Genomic DNA, 23,634 nt, shown 5'->3' on the forward strand with positions numbered 1-23,634 from the left:
ATAAGGGTAAGGTTAACATAGCTACCCTATAAATTGTGCTATTTGCTCTGCTAACCAGAGTGGATCATCAAGGGCAATATCGTGGCCGGCCCAACTATGTTGGCGGTGACTGGCCTGTAAAAATGTTGCCAATGCCACCGAACATTCAGGGTTGACCAGCTTATCCCCGTTGCTGCTGAGAATCAGGGCCGGACAGCCTGGTTTAGCCGTTAACCTGAACCGGCTGGCAGCCAGTAACTGACGCAGGGCGTTGGCGCCGGAAACCGGCCTTTGTTGCTGCCAGTTTTGCCACTGCGTCACAATTTCCGGGTTCTGATATGCCCTGACGGTAGTCAGCTGTAAAATTCGTTGCTCGCGCTGGCTGGCCGACAACAACAATAGTGACACCAGCGCCGGATAATTCTGCCAGCGGAGACGTTGATAAAACGGCGCCAGCGGCCTGGCACTGCTGTTAATCAGGGTGAGAGATGCCACTTCAGCAGGGTAAGTCAGCGCCCAGTCTGCCGCCAACATGCCCCCTAACGACAGTGCCACCAGATGCACCTTGCCGTTAAACGCCGGTTGTTGCTGTAACTGGCCACGGACAGACTGGCGCAGTGCGCTGATACTGCACGGGGAAGCTTGCTGATACAGCTCGCCGGTACCGGCAAAGTCCAGACTCAACAGAGGGTTGGCAAGTTTTTCAGCCAGCATCGGCCGGAAGTCCCCCCAATGGCGCTGTTCGCGGGTTAAGCCACGCAGCAATAATACCGGTGTTGGATTGTGGGTCACTGATACCATAGCCTGGCTGCTGCATCATTAAGCTCGTTGCGATTGGTCAACGGTAACCAGTTTTGGTAAGACAAGGAAGCATTGATTAAAAAATTAATCAGGATCAGGTGGCTGCGCAGCACCCGTTTTACCCGATGCGGCTTAATCGGATGAAACATACCCAGGCTAGATAGCAACTGAAAAGGGTTTTTCCGCACCCAGTTCCACGAGCCCATTTCCAACGTCAGTGGCAGCATTGTGGTGTGGTGCGCCAGAGCCTCGTCATACAGATAATCCCACAAGTCGCCATGACACAGATAATGCTGCGATTGTGGTTCGAAAATATAATTCTGATGCGGAAAAGTCTGAAAAAACAGCTGGCGCAGCCGGTACATTTCTGCCAGATGCGAAATGGGCTGCTGAGCACTTTTAGCGTATGGGAACCAGATACGGTCAGTGCGGCCAAAGCCTGAATGACAATCCAGTACCAGCGAGAATGGCCGCGGAAACAACTGACGGCTAATGAAGCTAACCAGCGCCTGGCTTTCCGTTTCCATGTTATCCGGCTGGCCGCGATGCCAGGGTATAGCCCGGCTCAGTCGCTGACCGCCAACCATCCAGGCTGCACCCTCAACACAGTCTACCGGGGCATTTCGCATTAAATCAACACAGTTGCCATTAGAGCGCCAGCCATTTGCCATGCCAGCGGGGTTTAGCAGCGGTATAAAATAAATGCAGCAATGCTGCAGGGTATGCTGTAAACATTTGTCCCAGGGCAGGCGCTCCAGCAGGGTTTGCAGGTAAGCCAGCACCACCTGCGTGCCAATGCGCTCCAGACCATGCACACCACCAACCAGTACCACTGCCGGCAATGCCGGATCCGGATTTCCCAGCGACAGCGCATACAATGGTAGTTGCTCGGTCATATGTGGCACCGTCGCCAGTATTTCAGTGCGAAGCGCCGCCGGCGCCCCGGCAATTAACTGCTGTAACTGTTCCAGCTCAGGCAGCATATCCTGCGGTTGCAACTAAACCTCGTAAAATTAACAGTGACATTGTTATGACAGCATATCTGATGTCTGGCGACTGAACATGGCAGTTTTATGAAGATTGGTTCAGCTTTTGCCCCGGATTCTCATCCGCTTATCCAACCGAACCGGCAAAATTGCAGATGGCAATTATACTTTGATCACTTAATCCTCTGGGGCCGGATATGCCGTTAGTCAGTCGGGGCACGTTACTGCGCTTTAATCTGTATTACTGGTTCGCCATTCTGGCATTGGGCCTGCTTGGTTCATGGCAGGTTGCCGCCAGGTCTGACAAACCTTACAACTGGAATTACTTGCCAATGATGCTGGCCAGTGAAATGGTAGCGATGCTACTGACAGCTATGCTGGTGATCTGGAGCCATCAGCGACTTGCACAACAGGCGTTTAGCAATGGTCAGTTAATGCTGGGGGTGGTTATAGTTGCAGCGGTGTATATTCCGGCAGAAAATGCATTCTGGATCCTGTTGTGGGATAAAGACGTTATTGATGCCCGCCTGCTGATTAGCAATCTGGACACCTCTGTACTGGCCTTTTTTGTCTGGACTGCCTGTTACCTGACAGTATTATTGTATCAGCAGCAGTTACAGCGGTTGACACAGACAACGCAGCTGAGTCAAAAAATACAACAACTGGAGCTGCAGGCGTTAAGTCAGCAGCTTAATCCGCATTTTACCTTTAATGCCTTAAACTCAGTTTGTGCCCTGCTGGAGGCAGAACGCTACGATGATGCAGAAACGATGTCGGAGCAGCTGGCTACATTTCTGCGTTATTCATTAAGTAAGTCGCCGGACAGTCTGGTACAACTGGCCGATGAACTGGCAGCCATCAATGCCTACCTGCAACTGCAGAAAACCCGATTTGGCGACAAGCTAAAAGTGAACTGGCAAATTGATGATACCCTTAAGCACCAGCGTATTCCCGCATTGCTGCTACAACCATTGGTGGAAAATGCCATTAAGTATGCTGTCGCCACCCAAATAAAAGGTGCCACCATTACTATAGGAGGCATACGCAAGCACGACAGCGTGCACCTGTGTGTCAGCGATGATGGTCCTGGCTCACAACTGCAGGTTGATTGCAGCGGCGCCGGCGTGGGGTTGGACAATATTCGTAACCGTCTGCTGCAACATTTTGGCGATAACGCCAGCTTAGACATTGGTGCAAGCCCACAGGGCTTTGCAGTCAATATATGCTTACCCTGGCAAACGGCATGATAACCAGCAGCTCCCATCGACAACGTCTGGCCAGCTTCTGGTATTGGCATTCGATATACTGGCTAAGCTATCTGTTGATAAAATTTATCCACCTGAGTGTGCTGGTACCCTTGCAGAGGGAGCAGACCTGGCCATATCTGTGGATATATAGCCTGGTGACAGTGCTTAATATCCTGCTAACCGGCTTGCTGGGTCAGTGCGAGCTATTTAAACAGCAACCATTAACTGCGCAACTTCGAAGGCTGTTGCTGATTTTAGTGCCATGGTGGGTACTGATGGTATTGTTGCGTCAGTATCTGGTGATGAACTATGCCTCTGATATGGTTCAGGATGTCAGCTCTAACCTGAAATACTTTCTGGCGTTTAGCCTGGTGTTGTTACCACTGGCCGGCTGGCTTGCCGTCTTTATGCTGTTAAAAACCAATCAGCTGCATTTCGCCGGCCTGGTTAAACAGCAACAACTGGCGAAGCAGGCGCGCCAGGCCAGACTAAAAGTATTGCGCTATCAACTTAACCCGCACTTTATGTTCAATACCCTGAATGCATTAAATGCCCTGATAGTGCAGCGCAATGGGCAAGATGCAGAGCAACTGGTCCAGCATTTATCCATTTATCTGCGTCACTCGCTAAAAAACCAGCACGATGAGTTTATTCCCTTGCAGCAGGAACTGGATGCGCTAACCGCCTATATGGCTATTCAGCAGGTGCGTTTTGGCGACAGGCTACAGTTATGCTGGCAGCAGCCAGAACCTCTACCTGATTTACACGTTCCGCCCTTGTTGCTCCAGCCATTAGCAGAAAATGCTATTCAATATAGTGTGGCAGAGGTGGCGGGCTCGCTATGTTTGAATATCCGGATCCAGTTGTCTGATAAACAACTGCAAATTATCCTGGCCCAGCAAGGTGCCGATGCGGCTGCCGGCTGGCCTGAAGCGCAGCGCCCTGTCAATCTGGTTAATCTGGCAGAACGACTACAATTGCTGTTTGGCGCTGCCGCCAGTTTAACCCTGAGTCACAGCAAGGCTGGCTTTTACAGCCAGCTCAACATTGCAACGGAGGCCCTGAATGACCGCAGCCCTTAAAGTCATTATTGCTGATGACGAACCACTGGCCATCAGCAACCTGAAAGCCAAACTGGCTGTGTACTCTAACCTTGATATTGTAGAGTGCTTTGATAACGGCGATGACACCTTACACTTTTTACAGACTGAGCCAGATATTGATCTGGTTTTTCTGGATATCCAGATGCCAGGTATCAAAGGCATCGATATTTTACAGCAAACGGGTAAAGGGTCCGCTATGGCCAGGCCGTTGTTTATTCTGGTTACGGCGTACGAGCAATTTGCTTTTGCTGCCTTTGAACATTTTGCCTTTGATTATCTGCTAAAGCCGGTGTCACGCCAACGTCTGGCGCAATCATTACTGGATGCCAGAGCCGCGCTGGATAAGCAACCGGAGCAACTTCAGGCCGTCACAATCAGTAAACTGGCCTTTAAAACCGGCGCTTCGACCCTGCTGCTGGATGATATTGAAATTTTGCTGATTGAAGCGGCCGGCAACTATATGTGTATATATACCCTGAACGAAACGCTGATCATCCGCGAAACGATGAAAGACTTACTGCAACGCCTGCCCGGACAGTTCGTGCAGGTTCACCGGTCAACCCTGCTGAACTTGCATCATGTCCATAAACTGCAACCACACAACAATGACTATCAGTTTATTCTAAGCAACGGCAAACTGGTTAATGCATCCAGACGTTACAAGTTAAACTGGGCCGACAAGTTAACGGCACTACCGCAACAGTAAGTATTGTCGGGTCTGGCAATAACACCAGTTATCCCTGTTTGACGTCAGCTGGTCACTTTATAACACCCCAACCTCCTCTTGGCCCAAAGCAGCGGCGATACCAGCTCAATATTGCCACAATAACACCATGGCAAACGCCATAAGCAAAAGAGAGGACAAGACGATGAAAACCGCACTTTTTTTCGCAGTGTCGCTGGCAAGTACCAGTATGGTAGTAACAGCAGCAGACTATAGTTTTTCTGAAGACCGTTACGTACATAACGCCTTAGTACAGGTTTGCACCGAAACTGCTGATGACGACCGCCGCAGCTTACAGCGGACCTTACGTGAGTACAGGATCAGCAAACAAAACGCCGTAAAAAAAATTGTTTGTAATGGTAAGCAGTTAATGGATTTCGCCCGGGCAAATCAGGCTGTCAGAGTAACAGCTATGCTGCAGCCGTATGAAGATCGCATTAAAGGCCGGGTTACCATTCATGATGTCGCTGCGCCTGCCGCTAATTGATGGCAAATGAACAATCAACGCGCAGTTAGTGCTAAAAGCCGCTACAATAGCGGCTTTTTAATGGCTGGCTGTTTTTCAAGATGTCGCAAACCAGAATATCACACCACAATGCTGTACTGATCTTGCGCACCGAGCAACTGGCAAAATCACGACGGGTATTTAATGCCCGCGGCAGCAAGGTGATTCGCTGCGGGCAATGTCTGCTACCTGCTGCCGAATGCATTTGCGAGGCCAAACCCAGTCCGGCCGGCAACTGTGCATTTTGTTTTATTATGTACACTGGCGAGTGCTACAAGCCAAGCAATACCGGCCGGCTGATTTGCGATGTTATTGCTGATAACCATGCCTTTGTCTGGGACAGAACCCAACCCGACCCGGCCCTGCTTGCGCTGTTAACCGATAGCCGGTATGCACCTGTGCTGGTGTTTCCGCAGCAATACGCCGCTCCAGAACGCTGTCTGCAAGATGCCAGTCAGCTGAGCCAGGCCACAGCCGGCAAAATTCCACTTTTCGTGATGCTGGACGGCACCTGGCGTGAAGCAAAAAAAATGTTTAAAAGCCCCTATCTGGCCACTATGCCGGTATTAGGTATTCAACCGGAACAGGCCTCGCGCTATGCATTGCGTGAAGCGGCCCATTTACATCAGCTGTGCACGGCTGAAGTCGCGATAGAAGTATTAGCAATGGCGGGTGAAACAGCAGCAGCCAGCAACCTGGCAGAGTATTTCAGCCAGTTTCGCCGCGCCTATCTGGTTGGCAAACCGCACTTAAACTTTAGCGAACCCGCTTGAGTATATAATTAAAGGTTACAAGTTATGAGCAACAAAAAACGTGAAGTTATCCTAAGCAAACAACCGGTAGAACTGTATAAAATTTTAAAGTTTGAAGGCTTATGCAGCAGTGGCGGCGAAGCCAAGGCGGCAGTTGAAGCTGGCCTGGTTAAAGTGAATGGCGTAGTGGAAACTCAGAAGCGCAAGCAAATGAATGCTGGCGACACCCTGAGCTTTGGATCTGAAACCCTGCTGCTTAAATTAGAGTAAGAGTAAAACTCAAACGCTGGCGGCAGCTAAACTGCTACCGCTGTTAGTTACAGGTATTGATACAGTCACGGCCATCTGATTTTGCCCGGTATAACGCTGTATCAGCAGCACACAACAGTGCCATACTGGTTCGGAACTGACCGTTAATTTCGGTGGCAATCCCCTGACTTACCGTTACATTTAGTGTCGATGGCAAACCAATATCTGTAAACGTCAGTTGGCGCAGCGCCTGTTGTACATTTCTGGCAACTTCCAACGCCATAATTGCGTTATGTTGTGGCAGGATCAAAGCAAACTCCTCACCGCCATATCGGGCAGCCAGCCTGGCTTCCACTGGCATCGCCTGCACTATGGCACCAGCCACTTTACGCAGGCAGGCATCCCCCTGAATATGGCCATAGCGGTCGTTAAACTGCTTAAAAAAGTCGATATCAATAATCACCACACTAAGTGGCCGGCGAGCATCAGTGCAAAGCTGCCATTGCTGCTGCAGTTGTTCATCAAAACCACGGCGGTTGGCTAAGCCTGTCAAAGCATCGGTGCTCGCCTGTAATCGCAATTGCTCACACTCAGCTTTGTAGCGGGTTAAATCGCGCATCACCAGCACTAAACGCGCTTCAGGCTCTGGTATAAAAGATACCGACAACTCGATGTCTTTTACCACACCGTCAGCGCAGCGCAGCGCCATTTCTGTCGGTCCGGCCTGTAACGATAGCACCCGTTTTGCTACCATCTTAACTAAGCCATCATATTGCTGTTGATAACGACTCGCTAAAAACTCCGGCCACTTTCGGCCAATTAACGGTGTACCAATGCAGTTTAACAACAGCGCTGCCTTAGCATTGGCACATTCAATAGTGCCATCGGGGCTTACAATCAGCATAGCCTCCGCCAGATACTGTATAAAGCTGCCGACATTCAGACCACTGACCAGGCCGCTTTCATCTCCCCACAAGCTGTCATCATTCAGGGCCAGTGCTTGCAGTTTGGTTTTATTGTGGGCAGTTTTCATCGGCGTCGTTCACTCATTTGGCTTAACTGCTGCCAACTTTAGCCTTTACCACGCGCAGGAACCTTCTGATAACCTTATGATTTAAATTGCTGATTTATATTAATAAAAAAACCCCCTTACGGGGCCGCGTTGAGACTTGCCGAATCAAAAAACGTTACTCAGGCTCGTTTTTTACCTGAGGAACGGGACTAAGTACCATCAACGTATTACTACTATTTGTAAGAACAAATTGAAATTTAGTAGTACCAGCGCTGCGGTCTAAATCCAGCATTTGCACTAACTGGCCATCACTGCTTACAGTGATTGCATCAATAACACCGTCGAACGGAGTGATAAAACCAACCCCAACGAATTTCAAACCTTTACCGGTGTTGTCAACAAGCTGATACGTAATAGTACCCGCCTCTGTCACTGTAACATCTCCATCACAGGGCTGGCCGTCTGTTGTCTGGTAGTTAAACACCGGTTCACCGTTTTCCAGGTTAACCAACACCTGAATTACACTGGCGGCTTGCGTATTTGACATCCTATATTTCCTTAAGATTATGGGCTGAAATGAAAATTGACGATACTATTTCTCTGCAAAAAGGACAGCAGGTCAGATTGGCTGTTCAATTGATCTAAACAATCCAACGCCTTTGCATAGATAGTGATGTATCGAGTGTCTTTATTTGTATCAACCACATTTCCTAACCGTTGCCGGACATTCTGACACAAGGACATTGCTGCCTCATGTTGGTTCTGGTTGAATAAAGCTTTAGCTTGCAATAATTGACTATCCGTTAAAAATGCGACATAGCTCATATTTTTGGGGTAGCTATCTACCAGCTTAGCTGATGCATCGTATGCCAGATCAGCGTACTTTTTACTGTCGGCAAAATCATCAATTCTTTGTAACTGCATAGCGGCTGTGCGCCATAACCGGATTTCAATTTCTTTACCTGTAATCTCAGTCAACGATTCACGCTCTTGATTTAATGCAGATTGGTGCGCTGCCAGCGCATGCTCAATTTCGTTTTCAGTTAAGTGACTCAGAAATTTAAATACCTGAAAATTATGATAATGCTGACGTCGCTTCCACGTGCTGCTGTCTGGATCCTGTTGTAATGTTTTCGCTATTGCGACAGAACTTTGGCGGGTTTTCGTCAAGGCTTCCTCAATTCTGCCTTGATACTCCAGTAAGTCTGCCAATAATTGATAACTACTCGTAAGAATATCAAGCATATAAGGCTCCGCAGATGCTTTTAAGTTCTCAAGCTCTGCCTGGAGTTGTTGGTGAATTGAAATAGCAGAGAGCAAATCGCCATCGGCTAGCGTTGCACTGGCCAGCCAGGAACGGGTATCTGCAATATCTGCCATCAATTGCTCACTATCAGGCTTGAGTTGCTGCGCCAGCAATTTAAGCCGCAACGACTCTTCAAAATTCAGCCGAGCCTTATCAAACTTTTGCCGCTGCATAGCCAGTGATCCCAATGAATTGGTGGCATAGGACAACTCCATAATGGCGTCTAAATCATCTGGCGCTAGCTGGTACATCCGCTGGCTATACTGGTAATAAAGCTCAAACTCCGGCTGGGTGGCCTGCCAGTTGTTCGCATCGTAATGGATTTGCCCCAGCCAGAAAGCATTGGCACCGAGGGTTTTAAGCAGCTCTAAATTATCCGGCTGCTGGCTGAGCACCGCTTCTAACTGCACTCTGGCGGCTTGCAGGGCAGCAGTGGCTTCATCGGTTTTACCGCGCGAGTAGGCAACCTCCCCCATCGCTTCTAATGTCTGGCCATGCTGCAACCGCGCTTCGATGCTTAAACTGCTGTCATCGGCGGAGTAATCAGTAAAGTACTCCAGCGCTTTATTGCTGATACCATCGAGTAAGTCCATCCGGCCGATGCTGCGCAGCTTGTCGGCAAACTCCCCTACCATAAAACCCAGCAGGTTTTCGGCGGCCAGTCGTTTTTGCTGTGCCTGTTGCTCAGCATTAAAACTGCGCACACTCATCGTAACAGCGGTAACGGTAAGCAGGCATAGCACGGCTAGGGTGCCGCGGCGGCTCCAGCGCTTTAACCGCGCTTTGGCGCCTGATGCCTGAATAAACTCGGTTTCTTCTTTATCCAGCTGAAACAGCTGGTTTTGCTGCAGCGACAGCGCTTCCTGCAGCGGCTTACCTTCGGCCAGTAAATAAGCACTGTTGTACTGTTCGCTACGCCAGCGCTGACTTAAATGCAGCAGCCGGCTTTTTACGCTTAAGCTGTCAAAGTGTTCTGCTATCCAAGCGGTAGCGCGCGGCCAGCGGCGTAATAATGCCTCATGGGCAATACTGAAACAGGGCTCGCCATGCTGCAGATGCGAGACAAATAACCGCTGCTCAATCATGGTGTTCACCAGTGCCCGTTCAGCGTCAGTGTCGAGCTGTTGCAGCCTGGCGCTGCGACTGGTAATGCTTTGTTCGTCTTCACGCAAGGTCACCAGCAGTGACAATACCTGCGGCAAGCTGTCTTGTTCGGCTTTACGCAAACGGTTAATTGCCTGCTCGGCATTTTTACCTATTGCCCCTTCAATACCGCCTAAGGCATGATACACAGACAACAGTAATTTATTATCTTCGCTGCGCTGCAGGTACAGCTGCTGCAGGGTATATTGCAGCATAGGCAGCGCATCAGGATTACTGGCCGCTTCCTGCATCAGTATTTCGTCCAGCCCCAGAGCATTAGCAGGATCAGTATCAAAACTAAGTCCGGCTGCCAGCGCCGGTAAACGGATCATTTGCAGTAAATCAGCGCGGCCGGGCGCCGCTAAATCAAAATGAGCGCCTTTGGCTTTACCCGCCATTAAACTGGGGTAAGCCACTAAATCGGGATAAAACTCATTGCGACAGGCGCTAATAATCAGCACAGCACCACTGCTGGCCAGCTGCTCCAGCAGCGCGACAAAGTCGGTTCGTTGCTGCTCGCTAAATAGTGGTGACGATAACAAGACCTCTAAACGGTCGACAAACAGCGCAAACCGGCGGGTATGCTGGCGGTTGTTCCCCAGTAAGGTCTTACAATGCTGACACACAGCGTCTGTTTGCTGCTGCAGCTTTTCAGCCAGACTGGCGGCGCTGTCACCGGCAAATGCCGGAGTCTGTTCCGGGCCCAGCTCCCAGTCCAGCAAAGCACTGGCCAGACTGCTGAACAACTGATCTATACTGACATCAGCTAAATCCAGGCTGCTGTACGAAACCACCTCAACACCATTAAAACCGCCAGCTTGCAGCAGGTTAGGCATTACCCCGGCGTTGATCAGCGACGACTTACCGCTGCCACTTGGCCCAAGCAGCAGACAAAAATCGCGGCCAAATTTTATTTGCTGGGCGATACGGCTTAGCAAGGTATCTATTTGCGCGCCACGACCAAAAAATACCCCGGCGTAATGGGCATCATAAGCTTGTAAGCCAGGAAACGGTGAACCATGCTGCCAGCTTTGCTCTCTGACACTTTGCTGCTGCCCCAGCGGGAAACGCACCTCTGCCAGGGTGCGGTAGCCGCGTTTGCGGATAGTTTCTATATAGCAGGGGTTACTGGCGTTATCACCCAGCGCCTTGCGCAGCTGGGTAATGGTCTTATGTAGAGGGTTATCACCGGTGGTATTACCGGGCCAGCAATGACTAACAATCTGTTCGCTGCTGAGCACCTCACCGGCATGACGACATAACAGCAACAACACATCCATTGCCTTGGGTTCCAGCTGTTGCAACTGTTTACCTTTGCGTAAGGTATTGGCTGAGGGATCTATCTGCCATTCAGCGAAAAAAAAGATGTCACTCATAATTGCCTATAAAAACTAATGCTTAGCTATTACCGCACAACATAGCATGCCGAAACGTATTAGTTTAGAACTCGTTGGCTACGTTGACGATCAACACTAAAACGCTAATTCTGTGATTGTTTGCTGTATAACCATTCCGGGTTAAAATCTGGCCAATGCTGTTGCAACACTGCTTTGCTATCCTGGTAGGGCAACTGCTCTGCGCTTAGTTCTATACCATATTGCCGCTTACTCAGATCAAGTGGCTTTCCCTGAAAATCAGCAGAACCAAATTCACGCCATCCACTGTTAGTATTAGGTATAGCCGGGTTGGCCACAGGTTCGTTGTTTGCCGGCCCAGCCCAACCCTGCGGCGCAATATGAGGCCCCAGCTGGTTGTTCAGCAACAGCACCTGGTCAAAATAGGCGGGCCTGCCGGCACTGCGTGCCAGAAAAGTGCTGCCGGGGCGGATCCGGTTGCCGGTCGGGCCCGGGTAACTGGTAAAACGGTTGTTGATAAAAATAAAGCCCGGCGCATCAGCACTGATAGTGCGGGCCTGCAGGATATAACTACCGTCAACAAATTCAGCGTCAGGCTGTTTGACAGAGTTTCCCACCGAGCGAATCTCATTTTGCTCAAACAAACTCAGATAATTCTGGCCCCAGATAAAATCGACATTGCCTGCTATCAGACAACGATAAAAGTACGAGCTCCCTTTTAACATCAAGGTGTCCTGCTCACTGATAAAGTGGCTATTTACCGCCAGCAGTTTACCACTACTGTTAAAATACACCGTTTCAGCCTGATTTCGCACGCCTTGTTTACGCTGGTGTAAATTGGTAAAACGTAATTGTTTTAATGTGAGCTGCCCGACATCCTCTATTAAGAACAAACTACGCCCACCAGCAGTATGGCCCGCCACCAAGTCGACACCGCGACCCAGGCCACTGTTCAGAGAGTCATAATTGGTAAACTGAATATGTGACAGCTCCGCACCAGCGCCCTCAATTGTCAGATTTTTTGTAGCGAACAGGTATAAGGGTTCATGATAAATGCCCGCTGCCAGCCTGATAGTTTCCACCGCCGCACCATCGACAGCGTTCATGACAAAATTAAGCGCACCTTGTACGGTATTAAAATCGGCGGCTCCATCGGCTGCAACCTGCATAACCGGGCGAGCCACTGGCACCGCTGTGGTGCTGAACGACCAGTTAGCGTCAATGCCGATACCGGCAAATTGCGTATTGCTATCAATAAAGTTAACCGTATCAGCGGCAATCACAACCTGATAACGTGTATCACTTTGCAGTGCATGACTATGCGGTTTAATTACCAGAGTCGTGCCATCGCGCCACAACATATCACGATTGATTGAGCGGAGTTTATTGGCGCTTATACTACCAAAGGTATCGGTTTCAGCCTTAACCCGGATTTCATCAACTAACACCCGGTTGTTATCTGTCAGCAACTGATAAATTCGCACTGCACCGCTACCGCCAATATTAAATAGTCGCTTCAGGTTTACCCTTAGCAAAGTATCTGCTGGCACTGTGGTATTAACGGCAGGATGAATATCAGTCAGCACTGCCTGATCTGTTTTGGCCGGGAAACTCAATGCTGGTAACACACTGATATGCAGTTGTTTAAATATATGCGGCTGAGATTTACTGCGTAACAGCACACTGGCAGAGCCTGGCTGCAAATAATCTACGGTAAATTTGCCGGGCTGTTGACGCAGCGCAACACGCTGTGGTGTCAGATTAACCAGCTCTATGTCACTGTCATCGGCGCCGGTAACCTGCCATTCAATTTGGGCACTTTGCTCGTATTGATAGCCCGTTAACGGCTGATTTTCTGCCTGCTGCAGATTAATGTACGGAGTTGTTATTGCTGATTTACCGACACGCAGATAATCAAGCTCGAACGAGCGGTTAAAGCTCCAGATCCCCAGTTGCTCAATGTCCGCATTACCAATAGTGTCATCAGTTAACATCAGCTGGCTGTTCAGAAATAATTTCAGGTTACCCTGGCGACGTTCCACTCTGAGTAAATACCACTGCCCATCAATGTCGTCCTGTGCCCCCAGCACTATAGGCGCCGGAGCTTGTTGTAATACCTCAACCTGATTGTTTTGCAGAGTTGTCAGCTCCAGGCCTGAACTGTAAATACTGGTGCTGACTTTAAAACCAGCCGCATAATGCAGTTGCTGCCCGGCCACCTGCATTGTCAGGAAAAAAGTATGGCGGTCGGTCGTGCTATTGGCAAAGGGCCTCACCAGGGCTTCGTAAAAAAAGTCGTTACTGTCAAAACTTTTAAGAGCATCAGTGTCAATCGACAACACCTTGCCCCCAATCCGTCCCGCTTTATAGCCTAAGGTTTGCCGTGTCAAATTAAGGTTTAACGTGCCATTAGGCTGGCCGGTTGCCGCCTCCGGCGTAGCCAGCAACGACAAGCCAGCTGCAGAGTCAGTAAATGACTGACAGTAGTGATCTGACTGCCCCTGTGGACATTGATACTGCGGATGCTGCGGCAAAGCAGCTTGCTGAGCCAGTAACGGCAGCGAACACAACAGAAGTAACACAGTCAGCATGCTTGCCGGGAGAGATTTGCATAAAGCTGACAAACATTGTGAAAGCATAAAACCTTAATCCAAAGTAGTAACAGGCAATTTGTTACAGCAAACTGCCACCGGTGGCAATGTTATAAACGATCACGCCGGTCAATTCAATAATCCGGACGTTTCTGTGGTCATGCAATACCTGATAAAAAAAGGCAGCCTTGCGGCTGCCTGAGGTCAAATGACCACGTAGCGGAACTCTTTCATCGGCTTTACAACCGGTAAATCATCTGCAAGCTTAAAACTGGTTCATGGTGTTGTGTTTACCACCGGCTTTAAGTGCTGCCTCACCCGAGAAGTACTCTTTGTGATCATCACCAATGTCAGAGCCTGACATATTCTGGTGTTTAACACAGGCGATGCCCTGGCGAATTTCTTTACGTTGCACCCCGGCCACGTAACCCAGCATGCCGGCTTCGCCAAAGTACTCTTTCGCCAGATTGTCGGTAGACAACGCTGCAGTATGGTAAGTTGGCAAGGTAATCAGGTGGTGGAAAATACCAGCCTCGCGCGCCGCATCAGCCTGGAATGTTTGAATACGCTTATCAGCTTCCTGCGCTAACTCGGTAGTGTCGTATTCAGCGCTCATTAGTGCCGCACGGTCATAGCTGCTGACATCTTTGCCCGCTTGCTGCCAGGCATCAAATACCTGTTGGCGGAAGTTTAAGGTCCAGTTAAATGACGGGCTGTTGTTATAAACCAGCTTGGCATTAGGCACCACTTCGCGAATGCGGTTAACCATTTCAGCGATTTGGCCGACATGCGGTTTTTCAGTTTCAATCCACAGCAAATCGGCACCGTTTTGTAACGAGGTAATACAATCCAGCACTACCCGGTCCACCCCACTGCCCTGTTTAAACTGGAACAGGCCGCTGGCTAAACGTTTAGGCTTTAACAGCTTGCCATTGGCTTTTACTACCACATCGCCGTTAGCAATATCATCAGCGCCGCTGATCACATCGCCATCCAGGAAGCTGTTGTATAAATCGCCTAAGTCGCCAGGCTCGTCGGTCACAGCAATTTGCTTGGTTAAACCGGCACCCAGTGAGTCAGTGCGGGCGACAATAATACCGTTATCAATGCCCAGCTCTAAAAAGGCGTAACGTACGGCGTTAATTTTTGCCAGAAAATCAGCATGCGGTACGGTTACCTTGCCATCCTGGTGACCGCATTGTTTCTCGTCAGATACCTGGTTTTCGATCTGAATAGCACAGGCACCGGCTTCAATCATTTTCTTGGCCAGTAAGTAAGTGGCTTCGGCGTTACCAAAACCGGCATCAATATCAGCAATAATTGGTACCACATGGGTTTCAAAGTTATCGATTTTTGCCTGGATCTCGGCTTTTTTGGCCGCATCGGTCGCGTCATCTAACTGGCGGAACAAGCCACCCAGTTCGCGGGCGTCGGCCTGGCGTAAAAAAGTGTACAACTCTTCTATTAACGCAGGCACTGAGGTTTTCTCGTGCATCGACTGATCAGGCAGTGGCCCGAACTCAGACCGCAGCGCAGCAATCATCCAACCTGACAAATACAGGTATTTTCTTTTGGTGGTGCCGAAATGTTTCTTAATGGCGATCAGTTTTTGCTGGCCAATAAAACCATGCCAGCAGCCCAGCGACTGAGTGTACTGACTAGTATCAGCATCATATGCTGCCATGTCAGCGCGCATTATGTCTGCAGTGTACTGGGCGATGTCCAGCCCGGTTTTAAAGCGATTTTGCAGTTTCATCCGCGCGGCATATTCCGGGCTGATGGCATTCCAGGCAGAACCAGCCTCTTTACATACATTGTCGAAGTGTTTGATATCATCTTGATAAGCTGTCATTGCCGTTTCCTCTTGCTAAAACTGTTGTGCAGGTTGTTGTCATTCACTATAGATAACAAAACAACAATTCATATAGCTGATTTTAATGATGCTCATCATTTTTCTGGTGAATATCATTTTAACCTTGACGGCGCCAGCCCGGCCAATGTTATGATTCAACTCAGTGATAGATAAAGCCTGAGGCATTTTGCAGATGAATATTAATAAGATGGATTTAAACCTGCTGGTTTATCTGGATGTGTTACTACGCGAAAAGAACGTGACCCGGGCTGCTAATCAACTCAACATCACCCAGCCGGCTATGAGCAACGGCTTAAAACGGCTGCGCGACTTATTAAATGACCCAATCTTAGTACGCACCTCAGATGGCATGGTACCGACCGAGCGGGCCCGTGAGCTGGCACCGGTGGTAAGGGGTGTACTACTGACATTGGAAGAAACGCTGCAACCGAATAAAGACTTTGAGCCATTACACAGCCAGCGGGTATTCCGGATTATGGCCAGCGATTACGCTGCTTCAACGCTGATACCGGCATTATTAAAGAAGATGCGCGTGCAGGCGCCCTTAACCAGCCTGGATATTATGACGCCATCTGATGTCACTTTTCATGACGTCGAAAACGGCAAAGTAGATATGGCAATTAACCGTTTTGATCAACTGCCGCAGTCATTTCATCAGAAAACGGTATGGCGGGACAGCTTTTCCTGCCTGATCAATGCCAGTAACCCGGTAGTTAAACACTTCAATTTGGACAGTTACTTAAAAGCACAGCATATCTGGGTTAGTAAAACCGGCTTTGGTGTCGGCGTGGGCATGGATCCGAAAGATGTGCAGAAACTGGGCTGGGTAGATGAAGCGTTAGCCAAGCTGGGCAAGCAGCGCAGTATTTCGGTTTTTACCCGTAACTACCATGTGGCGATGCACCTGGCGGTAGGCATAGATTTAATTGCCACCCTGCCCAGCCGAGCGGCCAAGTTATATGAAAATGACCCTACCATGGCCATTATGGACCCACCGTTTGCTATTCCGTCGATTGAATTAAAAATGATTTGGAGCCCGCTATTACACCAGGATGCCAGCCATATCTGGTTCAGACGGCTGATTGTTGAAACAGCTGATGAGTTAAATTAACTGGCTGAAAGAATGGAGGATAGAACCTCTTTTGAAGGAGCCGGGGAGTGTCTGAGCCCCTGCCGCAAGGCAACGGGCGACAAATTCGTCAGGAACGAATTTGAACAGCTTTAGCTGGCCCGTTGGGTGCAAGGCAGGAGGCCTTGCATAGTTGCCCCGGCGAGTGAGGAAGAGTGTTGTATCCGGCATGCAGAGAGAACAACTGCAACACCCGCCTTGGCTCGCCACAGCAACTCGCTCGCGCTGGCGCACTCACTCAGACACTCTGTGTCGACCAAAACGGGGTTCCAGCCGTTCCCTACCAAGTATCGGCGTAATCAATGGAGGATAGAACCTCTTTTGAAGGAGCCGGGGAGTGTCTGAGCCCCTGCCGCAAGGCAACGGGCGACAAATTCGTCAGGAACGAATTTGAACAGCCTTAGCTGGCCCGTTGGGTGCAAGGCAGGAAGCCTTGCATACTTGCCCTGGCGAGTGAGGAAGAGTGTTGTATCCGGAATTTTAGGAGAACAAAACAAAAAAGGCGCTGTCAGCAATGGCAGCGCCTTTGGTTTGGTTTACTCAGGTTAATCAAGCAGCTGGTAAGCCGGTAAAGTTAAAAACTCTACCAGTTCATCAGCTGTGGTAATGTCCAGCAGCAGTTGCTTCGCCCGGTCAAAATTTTGACTTTGCCAGGTCTCCGCCCCTACTTCCTGCAACACTACTTTTGCCTCTTCCTCTAAAAAGTCGGCAAACAGGGCCTTGGTAATTAACTTACCGTTGCTTAAACTTTTTCCATGCTTAATCCACTGCCAAATCGAGGTACGTGAAATTTCCGCCGTCGCCGCATCTTCCATTAAGCCGTATATTGGTACACAACCTTTACCGCTGATCCAGGCCGCAATATATTGCAGCGCCACCCGGATATTAGTGCGCATGCCCTCTTCAGTGCGCTCGCCATCACAAGGCGCCAGCAGCTCTTCGGCAGTAATCTCTGCATCCTGCTCACGGCTGACATCCAGCTGATTAACCTTGCCACCGGTTAAATATTTAGCAAATACGCCATTTGCAGTAGCGGCAAGTCCGGGGTGTGCGACCCAGGTACCGTCGTGGCCATTACTGGCCTCCAGCTCTTTATCGGCAGTTACCCGCGCCAGAATTTTTTCGTTTTCGCCAGCATCTTTCGCCGGAATAAAGGCCGCCATGCCACCCATCGCCAGCGCGCCACGCTTATGGCAGGTTTTAATTAATAAGCGCGAGTAAGCATTTAAAAATGGCTTAGTCATGGTAACCACCTGCCGGTCTGGCAATACCCGGTCAGCATGGTTGTTTAAGGTTTTGATATAGCTGAAAATATAATCCCAACGGCCACAATTCAGCGCCACGATATGATCTTTTAAGCTATACAGAATTTCATCCATTTCAAATACGGCTGGTAGCGTTTCAATCAGTACAGTGGCGCGAATAGTGCCTGTTGCCACCTTGAATTTTTGCTCGGTAAAGCTGAATACATCATCCCACCACTTTGCTTCAGTGTAGCTTTGCAATTTTGGCAGGTAATAGTACACGCCCGAGTCATTTTTCAGGCGGGTTTGCCAGTTATGATAAAAATACAGGGCAAAATCAACCAGCGAGCCTGGTACCTGGGCGCCATCAACCTGCAAATGTTTTTCCCATAAATGCAGGCCACGCACCCGGGCAATCAGCAGCGCCGGGTTGTCTTTAAGGGCATAGTGCTTACCGCTTTGCGGGTCGGTATAACTGATAGTGCCTAAGTTGGCATCGCGTAAATTCAGCTGGCCTTCAATTACGCCAGCCCAGCTGGGCGCCTGCGAATCTTCAAAATCGGCCATAAATACTTTTACATCAGCATTTAAGGCATTAATTATCATTTTGCGATCAACCGGGCCGGTAATTTCTACCCGCCGGTCCTGCAAGTCAGCCGGAATTGGTGCTACCTGCCAGTCAGAGCCACGAATAGTTGCGGTTTCTGGCAGAAAATCAGGTAAGGCGCCATGATCATACTGTTGCTGGCGGCTTATTCTGTTGGCCAGTAATTCCGTTATCCGGGGCCGGAACTCACGGACCAGTTCAGTGACAAAAGCACAGGCATCTGTCGTTAAAATTTGATCATAGTCGCTGTTCAGCTGGCCGGTGATGGTTAAACCGGCCCGGGTAGTAGTGTCAGTCATATCCAGACCCTTTGTCGTTTTTACTGTTAGTAACTTAACTATAAGCCTTTTCCCATTATAAATGCCATTAATGGCTAAAATGCTTAGCATCACCAAAAACAATGGCTTAATTGCTAAGCATCTGAAATTTATGGCACGGGATGTGCTTTAAACTTTAAGTATAACTGCGTATGTCAATTTATCGTCGGAGGTGGACATGGAAATTATTATGTTGTTGCTGGTAGCACTGGTAGTGCTGGTGGCTATGGTTGCCAGTCGCTTTATTGATAACAGTAACCCGTTTCAGGTGCAAAGACGCAGTAGCTTATTCAGCCCGGTCGAGCGCTCGTTTCAGAACTTATTGGAGAAAGCGGTTGAGGGTGAGTATAAAATTTTAAACCGGATAAAACTTGCCGACTTAATTGAAGTAAAAGAAAACGCTAATGAAAAAGCCCGGCGCAGCACCCTGGTAAAATTAAATGCTAAATATCTGGATTTTGTATTGTGTTCAGCCGATGATCTGCGGGTTATCGCCGTGCTGGATTTAGTCAATAACAGTAATAAAGACGGCCATAAAGCCGCACCAGACTGGTTTGTCAGCGGTGCGCTGGAAGCCGCCGGGGTGCCATATTTAAGGATTAAAATTAAAGCTGGCTATACCGCTGCAGATTTAAAACATGCGCTGGCCCAGCGCTTAGGCAAACCGACCGTTAAACCAGAACCGCTGTACAAAGGCCTGGTTAAAAAAGGCCCGACCCGGCCAGTACGCTCTTACAAACCGGTGCAACCGGCTGGCACTGCACTGACCCCGGTGTTGTCACACTCACAAATTAAGGCGCAGCAAACTGCGCTGATACAGGCTTCTTAACGCTTTGGAGAAATGAGTCACTCCGCGCTAAGTTGGAATGCCGCCCGCTGCAACGGGCGGCATTCATTTTTCTGAACAGGAAAAAATTTACCAAACGGCAAAAAAATGCCTAAAGTTTTCCAGAGCGCAGCCGATAACTACCTGACGTATTGTTAATAGGAGGTACTATGAGTCAATCCGTTGGTGCTCTGGCAACTGCGCAGAGCTTTGAAGTACTTGGCGCGGTGATGGCGAAAAAGCAGCAAAACCAGCAAGCACAGATGACCAATATGTTGGTACAAAGTGCTATGCAAACGGTTGAGCAAACCTCTGCCGCGTCACCGGTAGGCAATATCGGACAGAATATTAATATCAGCGTGTAGCTGCTTTATTTTATTCAGTAACTAATCAAGGCCAGCAAATGCTGGCCTTTCATTTTCCTCTGCATTACTCCGTCATCAGATCCGGCAAAACTTGCATTAGCCAGCTTAACATTTAAGCTTACTAAAACAGTTGTAACGAGTCATCGTTCCTGAAACTTCTGAGGAGCATCCCTATAATTGCTAACAATATTTAAGCGAGGCCCCCACCATGTCTGCTATTTCAACCCTTACCCAGAATCTCAGTGTCCGGGCAAAGTTACTAACCGGCTTTGGCCTGGTGTTACTTATTCTGTTAATCAGCTCCATCGTCAGCTATAACGCGCTGGATAATATGAGTAGTCGTTTTGCTGTGGTAAATGACGTCAGAGAGACTAACCTGCTGATTAGCGAGGCCCGCCATCAGGATAAAAACTTTTTACTTAGAAATGATCCGCAATTTCTGCAGCAAGCACTGGATATCAGTAATCAGGCTAAACAGCTTGGCGAGCGAAGCATGAATTCATTTACCAACGACGAAAGTAGAGTGTTAATGCGGCAGATGCTTGAGCATATTGCCAGCTATCAACAGCAACTTTCGCTGTTAACCAGAATGGATACCCAAGCCGATGGTGCTCAGATGCAAGCGATTGAACAACAAATGGCAACCTCAGCTATAGCTGCAGACGAAGCTGGTACCCGTTCAGTCGAGAACCAATTGCAAATTCTGGAGCAGGAAACCAATCAACTGGAGTGGCTGATTATTATCGCCGCAGTTATCGCTATTATCATTGGTATTCTGGCCGCAGTGATAATTACCCAGATGGTGGTTGCGCCATTGCAACACGTGGTGCAGGTAGCAGAAAAAATTGCTGCCGGGGATATTACCGAAAACTTGCCTACCGACCGCCGCGATGAGCCAGGCCAACTGATGCTGGCAATGCAGAAAATGAGCATTAGTTTGCGGGCACTAATAAATAACCTGACATCCGGTATTGCCCAGCTGGCCACAGCAACCGAGGAGATGGCTGCCATTTCCGAGCAAAACTCAGCAGGTGTTAACCGGCAAAAAGAGGAAACCGAACAGGTAGCTACTGCAATGAATGAAATGGCCGCCACGGTGCAGGAAGTGGCCCGCAGCGCAGAGGACGCATCTACTGCAGCCACGGAATCGTCAGATCAAGCCACTGTTGGTGAACAGGTTGTCCAGAAAACCATTAAACAAATAAAAGCGCTGGCGCATGAAGTGGCTAATTCAGCCAACTCGATTGGCGAGCTGAAAGAGCAGAGCAACAACATTGGCTCGGTGCTCGATGTAATAAAAAGCATCGCTGACCAAACCAATTTGCTGGCACTCAATGCTGCTATAGAAGCGGCCCGTGCCGGTGAAGCGGGCCGTGGTTTTTCAGTCGTTGCTGAGGAAGTAAGAGCACTGGCCTTTCGCACGCAGGAATCAACCGGTCAGATTGAACAACTGATCAGCACCCTGCAGCAAAAAGCCGAAGCGGCAGTCAGCAATATGCATAAAAGTTCTGGTCTGGCGGACAACACTCTGGAAAGCGCGGATGAAGCCGGCGATGCCATTGAGGCCATTAATACTGCGGTTACCAGTATTCAGCAAATGAACCAGCAAATTGCTGCCGCCGCGCTGGAGCAAAGTACCGTAGCAGAGGAAATTAACCGCAGTATCTTTAGTATCCGCGATGTAGCCGAGCAGTCGGCCACCGCCAGTGAAGAAACTGCCGCCGCCAGCAACGATTTAAGCCGGCTCGGTACCGAGTTACAGCAACTGGCCAGCCAGTTTAAAGTGGCTTAATAATAACGACTATGAAATGCAGTAAGTTAGCGCTTAAACCGCACAACCAGCTCGTGCAGTTCACCGGCAATTTGCTGCAACTTGCGGGTTGTGCTGGCTGAACTGTCGGCTTCGGCAAGACTGCTATGCGCCAGTGACGAAATGTTCTCTACCTGACGGTTAACGTCCTCAGCAACATGCGCCTGCTCTTCTACCGCTGCAGCCATCTGAGTAGACATATCAGCAATAGCGCCTACGGCATCCGATATACCGTTTAGCATTTGCTCGGTGTCTTTAACCTGTTGCAAGCCAGCCTCTGCACCGTCACGCCCTTGTTGCGCCACTTCCACTGCGGTGTTGGCTCTGGCGGTAAGCTCAGTAATAATGCCATGAATTTCTTGAGTAGAGTCCTGGGTACGGCTGGCCAGATTACGAACTTCATCGGCCACCACGGCAAAGCCCCGGCCCTGCTCGCCAGCCCGCGCTGCCTCAATAGCCGCATTAAGAGCCAGCAGATTTGTCTGCTCGGCTATTTGGGCAATAATTTGCGCCACTTTAGCAATTTTCTGGGTTTGCTCAGCCACTTCGGTGACAGAGTGGCTGATATTACTGACTGTATCACGTAATGTTTCAATAGATTTACGGGTGGTAGCTGCTGTTTGCCGGCTCCGTCCGGCCAATTCATTCGACTGCTCAGCGCGCTCTGCGGTTTCCTGGACATGAGATGAGACATCAGCAATTGTGGCCGTCATCTGATGCATTGCGGTGGCAGCTTGTTCTGTTTCGGTTTGCTGCTGTTTAATTTTGGTTGAGGCAGACTCGGCCTGTGCCAGCCCTTGTTTCGCCTGCCGGGCAACATTAATCGCTGCATCTTCAATCCGGGTTAATACGGCCCCTAAGTGGGCCTTTGAACTCATAATGGCCACTTTCAGTTCACCAATCTCCGGCTCATCGTCGGTAAACGTCATCACGGCCAGTTCGTGTTTAAAAGCATTACTTAGCAAGGCTTTAACGCCGGTCATGGCCCTTTCCCGGCATAAATTGATGACTATCGCATAGCCCAGAAGTGTAATAACCAGTGCCAGCAATACCAAACCGGTGGCTGTAAACGCGTATAACACACCACTTAATAGCAGACCTGCAAGCAAGAACCAGGTGTCTTTGCGCAAATGCCATTGATGTTTTTTAAAGTTGCCGGCGTTAATCGCCTTGTACAACTTTTCAGCCCGATTAATATCAGTCCGCTCCGGACAGGAACGCACCGATTCATAACCCACGACCTTACCGTGCTCTGTTACCGGGGTAACGTATGCATCTACCCAGTAAAAATCGCCATTTTTACTGCGGTTTTTTACCAGTCCCATCCAGGGCTTACCGGCTTTCAAATGCTCCCACATAATCTGATACGCTAACGGTGGCATGTCGGGGTGACGGACAATATTATGTGGCTGGCCCAGCAATTCCTCTTTTTTGAAACCACTTATCTCAATAAAGGCATCGTTACAGTGCAAAATATTGCTATTTAAATCGGTGGTAGTAATCAGTTTTACGTCTTTGCCAAAAGTCCGTTCATTATTGGTTACAGGTGAATTGCGACGCATATTATTGACTATCCCTTTGTTAACATTTAACTAAAGATAGTCGCGACATAAAGAAAAGCGAATTATCGCATCAAACTATTTAAAAATTCGGTACGCAGAATACTGCAAATCAAGCCGGGCTGGATCTGCAGATTAACTATACAAACCC

Annotated in this window: 19 protein-coding genes; 10 read left to right on the plus strand and 9 right to left on the minus strand. The window is 49.2% G+C overall.

Annotated elements, in window-relative coordinates; translation table 11 throughout:
* Positions 1 to 21: 21 nt before the first annotated feature.
* Both CRO03_RS11220 and CRO03_RS11225 read right to left on the minus strand, forming a co-directional pair.
* Complete coding sequence (locus CRO03_RS11220) at positions 22 to 780, minus strand: alpha/beta fold hydrolase (RefSeq protein WP_097111727.1); 759 nt, start codon at positions 778 to 780, stop codon at positions 22 to 24.
* A complete protein-coding gene (locus tag CRO03_RS11225; RefSeq protein ID WP_097111728.1) occupies positions 768 to 1,763 on the minus strand; it encodes a M14 family zinc carboxypeptidase in 996 nt (331 codons plus the stop codon). The genes CRO03_RS11220 and CRO03_RS11225 overlap by 13 nt, the downstream gene beginning before the upstream one ends.
* Positions 1,764 to 1,963: 200 nt before the next feature.
* Here CRO03_RS11225 and CRO03_RS11230 point away from each other — a divergent pair, with 200 nt between their 5' ends.
* From CRO03_RS11230 to CRO03_RS11255, 6 genes are all read left to right on the plus strand, one after another.
* The gene (locus tag CRO03_RS11230; RefSeq protein WP_097111729.1) at positions 1,964 to 3,013 is read left to right on the plus strand and encodes a sensor histidine kinase; all 1,050 of its coding nucleotides are present in this window, start codon (positions 1,964 to 1,966) and stop codon (positions 3,011 to 3,013) included.
* Entirely contained in the window at positions 3,010 to 4,095 is a 1,086-nt protein-coding gene (locus tag CRO03_RS11235; protein ID WP_097111730.1) for a sensor histidine kinase, read from the plus strand. The genes CRO03_RS11230 and CRO03_RS11235 overlap by 4 nt, the downstream gene beginning before the upstream one ends.
* Positions 4,079 to 4,822 (plus strand): LytR/AlgR family response regulator transcription factor, encoded by a 744-nt coding sequence (locus CRO03_RS11240; RefSeq protein WP_097111731.1) that lies wholly within the window; start codon positions 4,079 to 4,081, stop codon positions 4,820 to 4,822. Before CRO03_RS11235 ends, CRO03_RS11240 begins: the two co-directional genes overlap by 17 nt.
* A gap of 163 nt (positions 4,823 to 4,985) precedes the next feature.
* Positions 4,986 to 5,327: a DUF3718 domain-containing protein gene (locus CRO03_RS11245; protein WP_097111732.1), complete on the plus strand. Its 342-nt coding sequence runs from the start codon at positions 4,986 to 4,988 to the stop codon at positions 5,325 to 5,327.
* A gap of 80 nt (positions 5,328 to 5,407) precedes the next feature.
* Complete coding sequence (locus CRO03_RS11250) at positions 5,408 to 6,118, plus strand: tRNA-uridine aminocarboxypropyltransferase (RefSeq protein ID WP_097111733.1); 711 nt, start codon at positions 5,408 to 5,410, stop codon at positions 6,116 to 6,118.
* A 24-nt stretch (positions 6,119 to 6,142) separates the two neighbouring features.
* Positions 6,143 to 6,367, plus strand: a complete 225-nt coding sequence (locus tag CRO03_RS11255) for an RNA-binding S4 domain-containing protein (protein ID WP_097111734.1) — start codon at positions 6,143 to 6,145, stop codon at positions 6,365 to 6,367.
* 43 nt (positions 6,368 to 6,410) lie between these two features.
* Here CRO03_RS11255 and CRO03_RS11260 read toward each other — a convergent pair whose 3' ends face one another.
* From CRO03_RS11260 to CRO03_RS11280, 5 genes are all read right to left on the minus strand, one after another.
* A complete protein-coding gene (locus CRO03_RS11260) occupies positions 6,411 to 7,379 on the minus strand; it encodes a sensor domain-containing diguanylate cyclase (RefSeq protein ID WP_097111735.1) in 969 nt (322 codons plus the stop codon).
* Between the two features lie 154 nt (positions 7,380 to 7,533).
* On the minus strand, positions 7,534 to 7,905 hold the full coding sequence (locus CRO03_RS11265) for a DP-EP family protein (protein ID WP_097111736.1): 372 nt from the start codon (positions 7,903 to 7,905) through the stop codon (positions 7,534 to 7,536).
* Positions 7,906 to 7,922: 17 nt separating this feature from the next.
* Entirely contained in the window at positions 7,923 to 11,183 is a 3,261-nt protein-coding gene (locus CRO03_RS11270; RefSeq protein WP_097111737.1) for an nSTAND1 domain-containing NTPase, read from the minus strand.
* Positions 11,184 to 11,287: 104 nt separating this feature from the next.
* On the minus strand, positions 11,288 to 13,744 hold the full coding sequence (locus tag CRO03_RS11275; RefSeq protein WP_170949000.1) for a pectinesterase family protein: 2,457 nt from the start codon (positions 13,742 to 13,744) through the stop codon (positions 11,288 to 11,290).
* Between the two features lie 274 nt (positions 13,745 to 14,018).
* The gene (locus CRO03_RS11280) at positions 14,019 to 15,605 is read right to left on the minus strand and encodes an isocitrate lyase (protein WP_097111739.1); all 1,587 of its coding nucleotides are present in this window, start codon (positions 15,603 to 15,605) and stop codon (positions 14,019 to 14,021) included.
* Positions 15,606 to 15,798: 193 nt separating this feature from the next.
* Here CRO03_RS11280 and CRO03_RS11285 point away from each other — a divergent pair, with 193 nt between their 5' ends.
* Positions 15,799 to 16,737 carry a LysR family transcriptional regulator gene (locus CRO03_RS11285; RefSeq protein WP_097111740.1) on the plus strand — a complete coding sequence of 313 codons (939 nt, stop codon included), beginning with the start codon at positions 15,799 to 15,801 and terminating at the stop codon, positions 16,735 to 16,737.
* 563 nt (positions 16,738 to 17,300) lie between these two features.
* Here the strand turns inward: CRO03_RS11285 and aceB are convergent.
* Positions 17,301 to 18,905 (minus strand): malate synthase A, encoded by a 1,605-nt coding sequence (gene aceB, locus CRO03_RS11290; RefSeq protein ID WP_097111741.1) that lies wholly within the window; start codon positions 18,903 to 18,905, stop codon positions 17,301 to 17,303.
* 196 nt (positions 18,906 to 19,101) lie between these two features.
* Here aceB and CRO03_RS11295 point away from each other — a divergent pair, with 196 nt between their 5' ends.
* From CRO03_RS11295 to CRO03_RS11305, 3 genes are all read left to right on the plus strand, one after another.
* Positions 19,102 to 19,752, plus strand: coding sequence for a DUF2726 domain-containing protein (locus tag CRO03_RS11295; protein ID WP_097111742.1), 651 nt, complete (start codon positions 19,102 to 19,104; stop codon positions 19,750 to 19,752).
* A 167-nt stretch (positions 19,753 to 19,919) separates the two neighbouring features.
* Positions 19,920 to 20,114 carry a hypothetical protein gene (locus tag CRO03_RS11300; RefSeq protein WP_097111743.1) on the plus strand — a complete coding sequence of 65 codons (195 nt, stop codon included), beginning with the start codon at positions 19,920 to 19,922 and terminating at the stop codon, positions 20,112 to 20,114.
* 208 nt (positions 20,115 to 20,322) lie between these two features.
* The gene (locus CRO03_RS11305) at positions 20,323 to 21,906 is read left to right on the plus strand and encodes a methyl-accepting chemotaxis protein (protein ID WP_097111744.1); all 1,584 of its coding nucleotides are present in this window, start codon (positions 20,323 to 20,325) and stop codon (positions 21,904 to 21,906) included.
* 26 nt (positions 21,907 to 21,932) lie between these two features.
* On the opposite strand, the gene CRO03_RS11310 is transcribed toward CRO03_RS11305, so the two are convergent.
* Positions 21,933 to 23,486 carry a methyl-accepting chemotaxis protein gene (locus CRO03_RS11310; protein WP_097111745.1) on the minus strand — a complete coding sequence of 518 codons (1,554 nt, stop codon included), beginning with the start codon at positions 23,484 to 23,486 and terminating at the stop codon, positions 21,933 to 21,935.
* Positions 23,487 to 23,634: the final 148 nt, after the last annotated feature.

The sequence above is a fragment of the Arsukibacterium tuosuense genome (genome assembly GCF_900215315.1).
GTDB lineage: Bacteria > Pseudomonadota > Gammaproteobacteria > Enterobacterales > Alteromonadaceae > Alishewanella > Alishewanella tuosuense.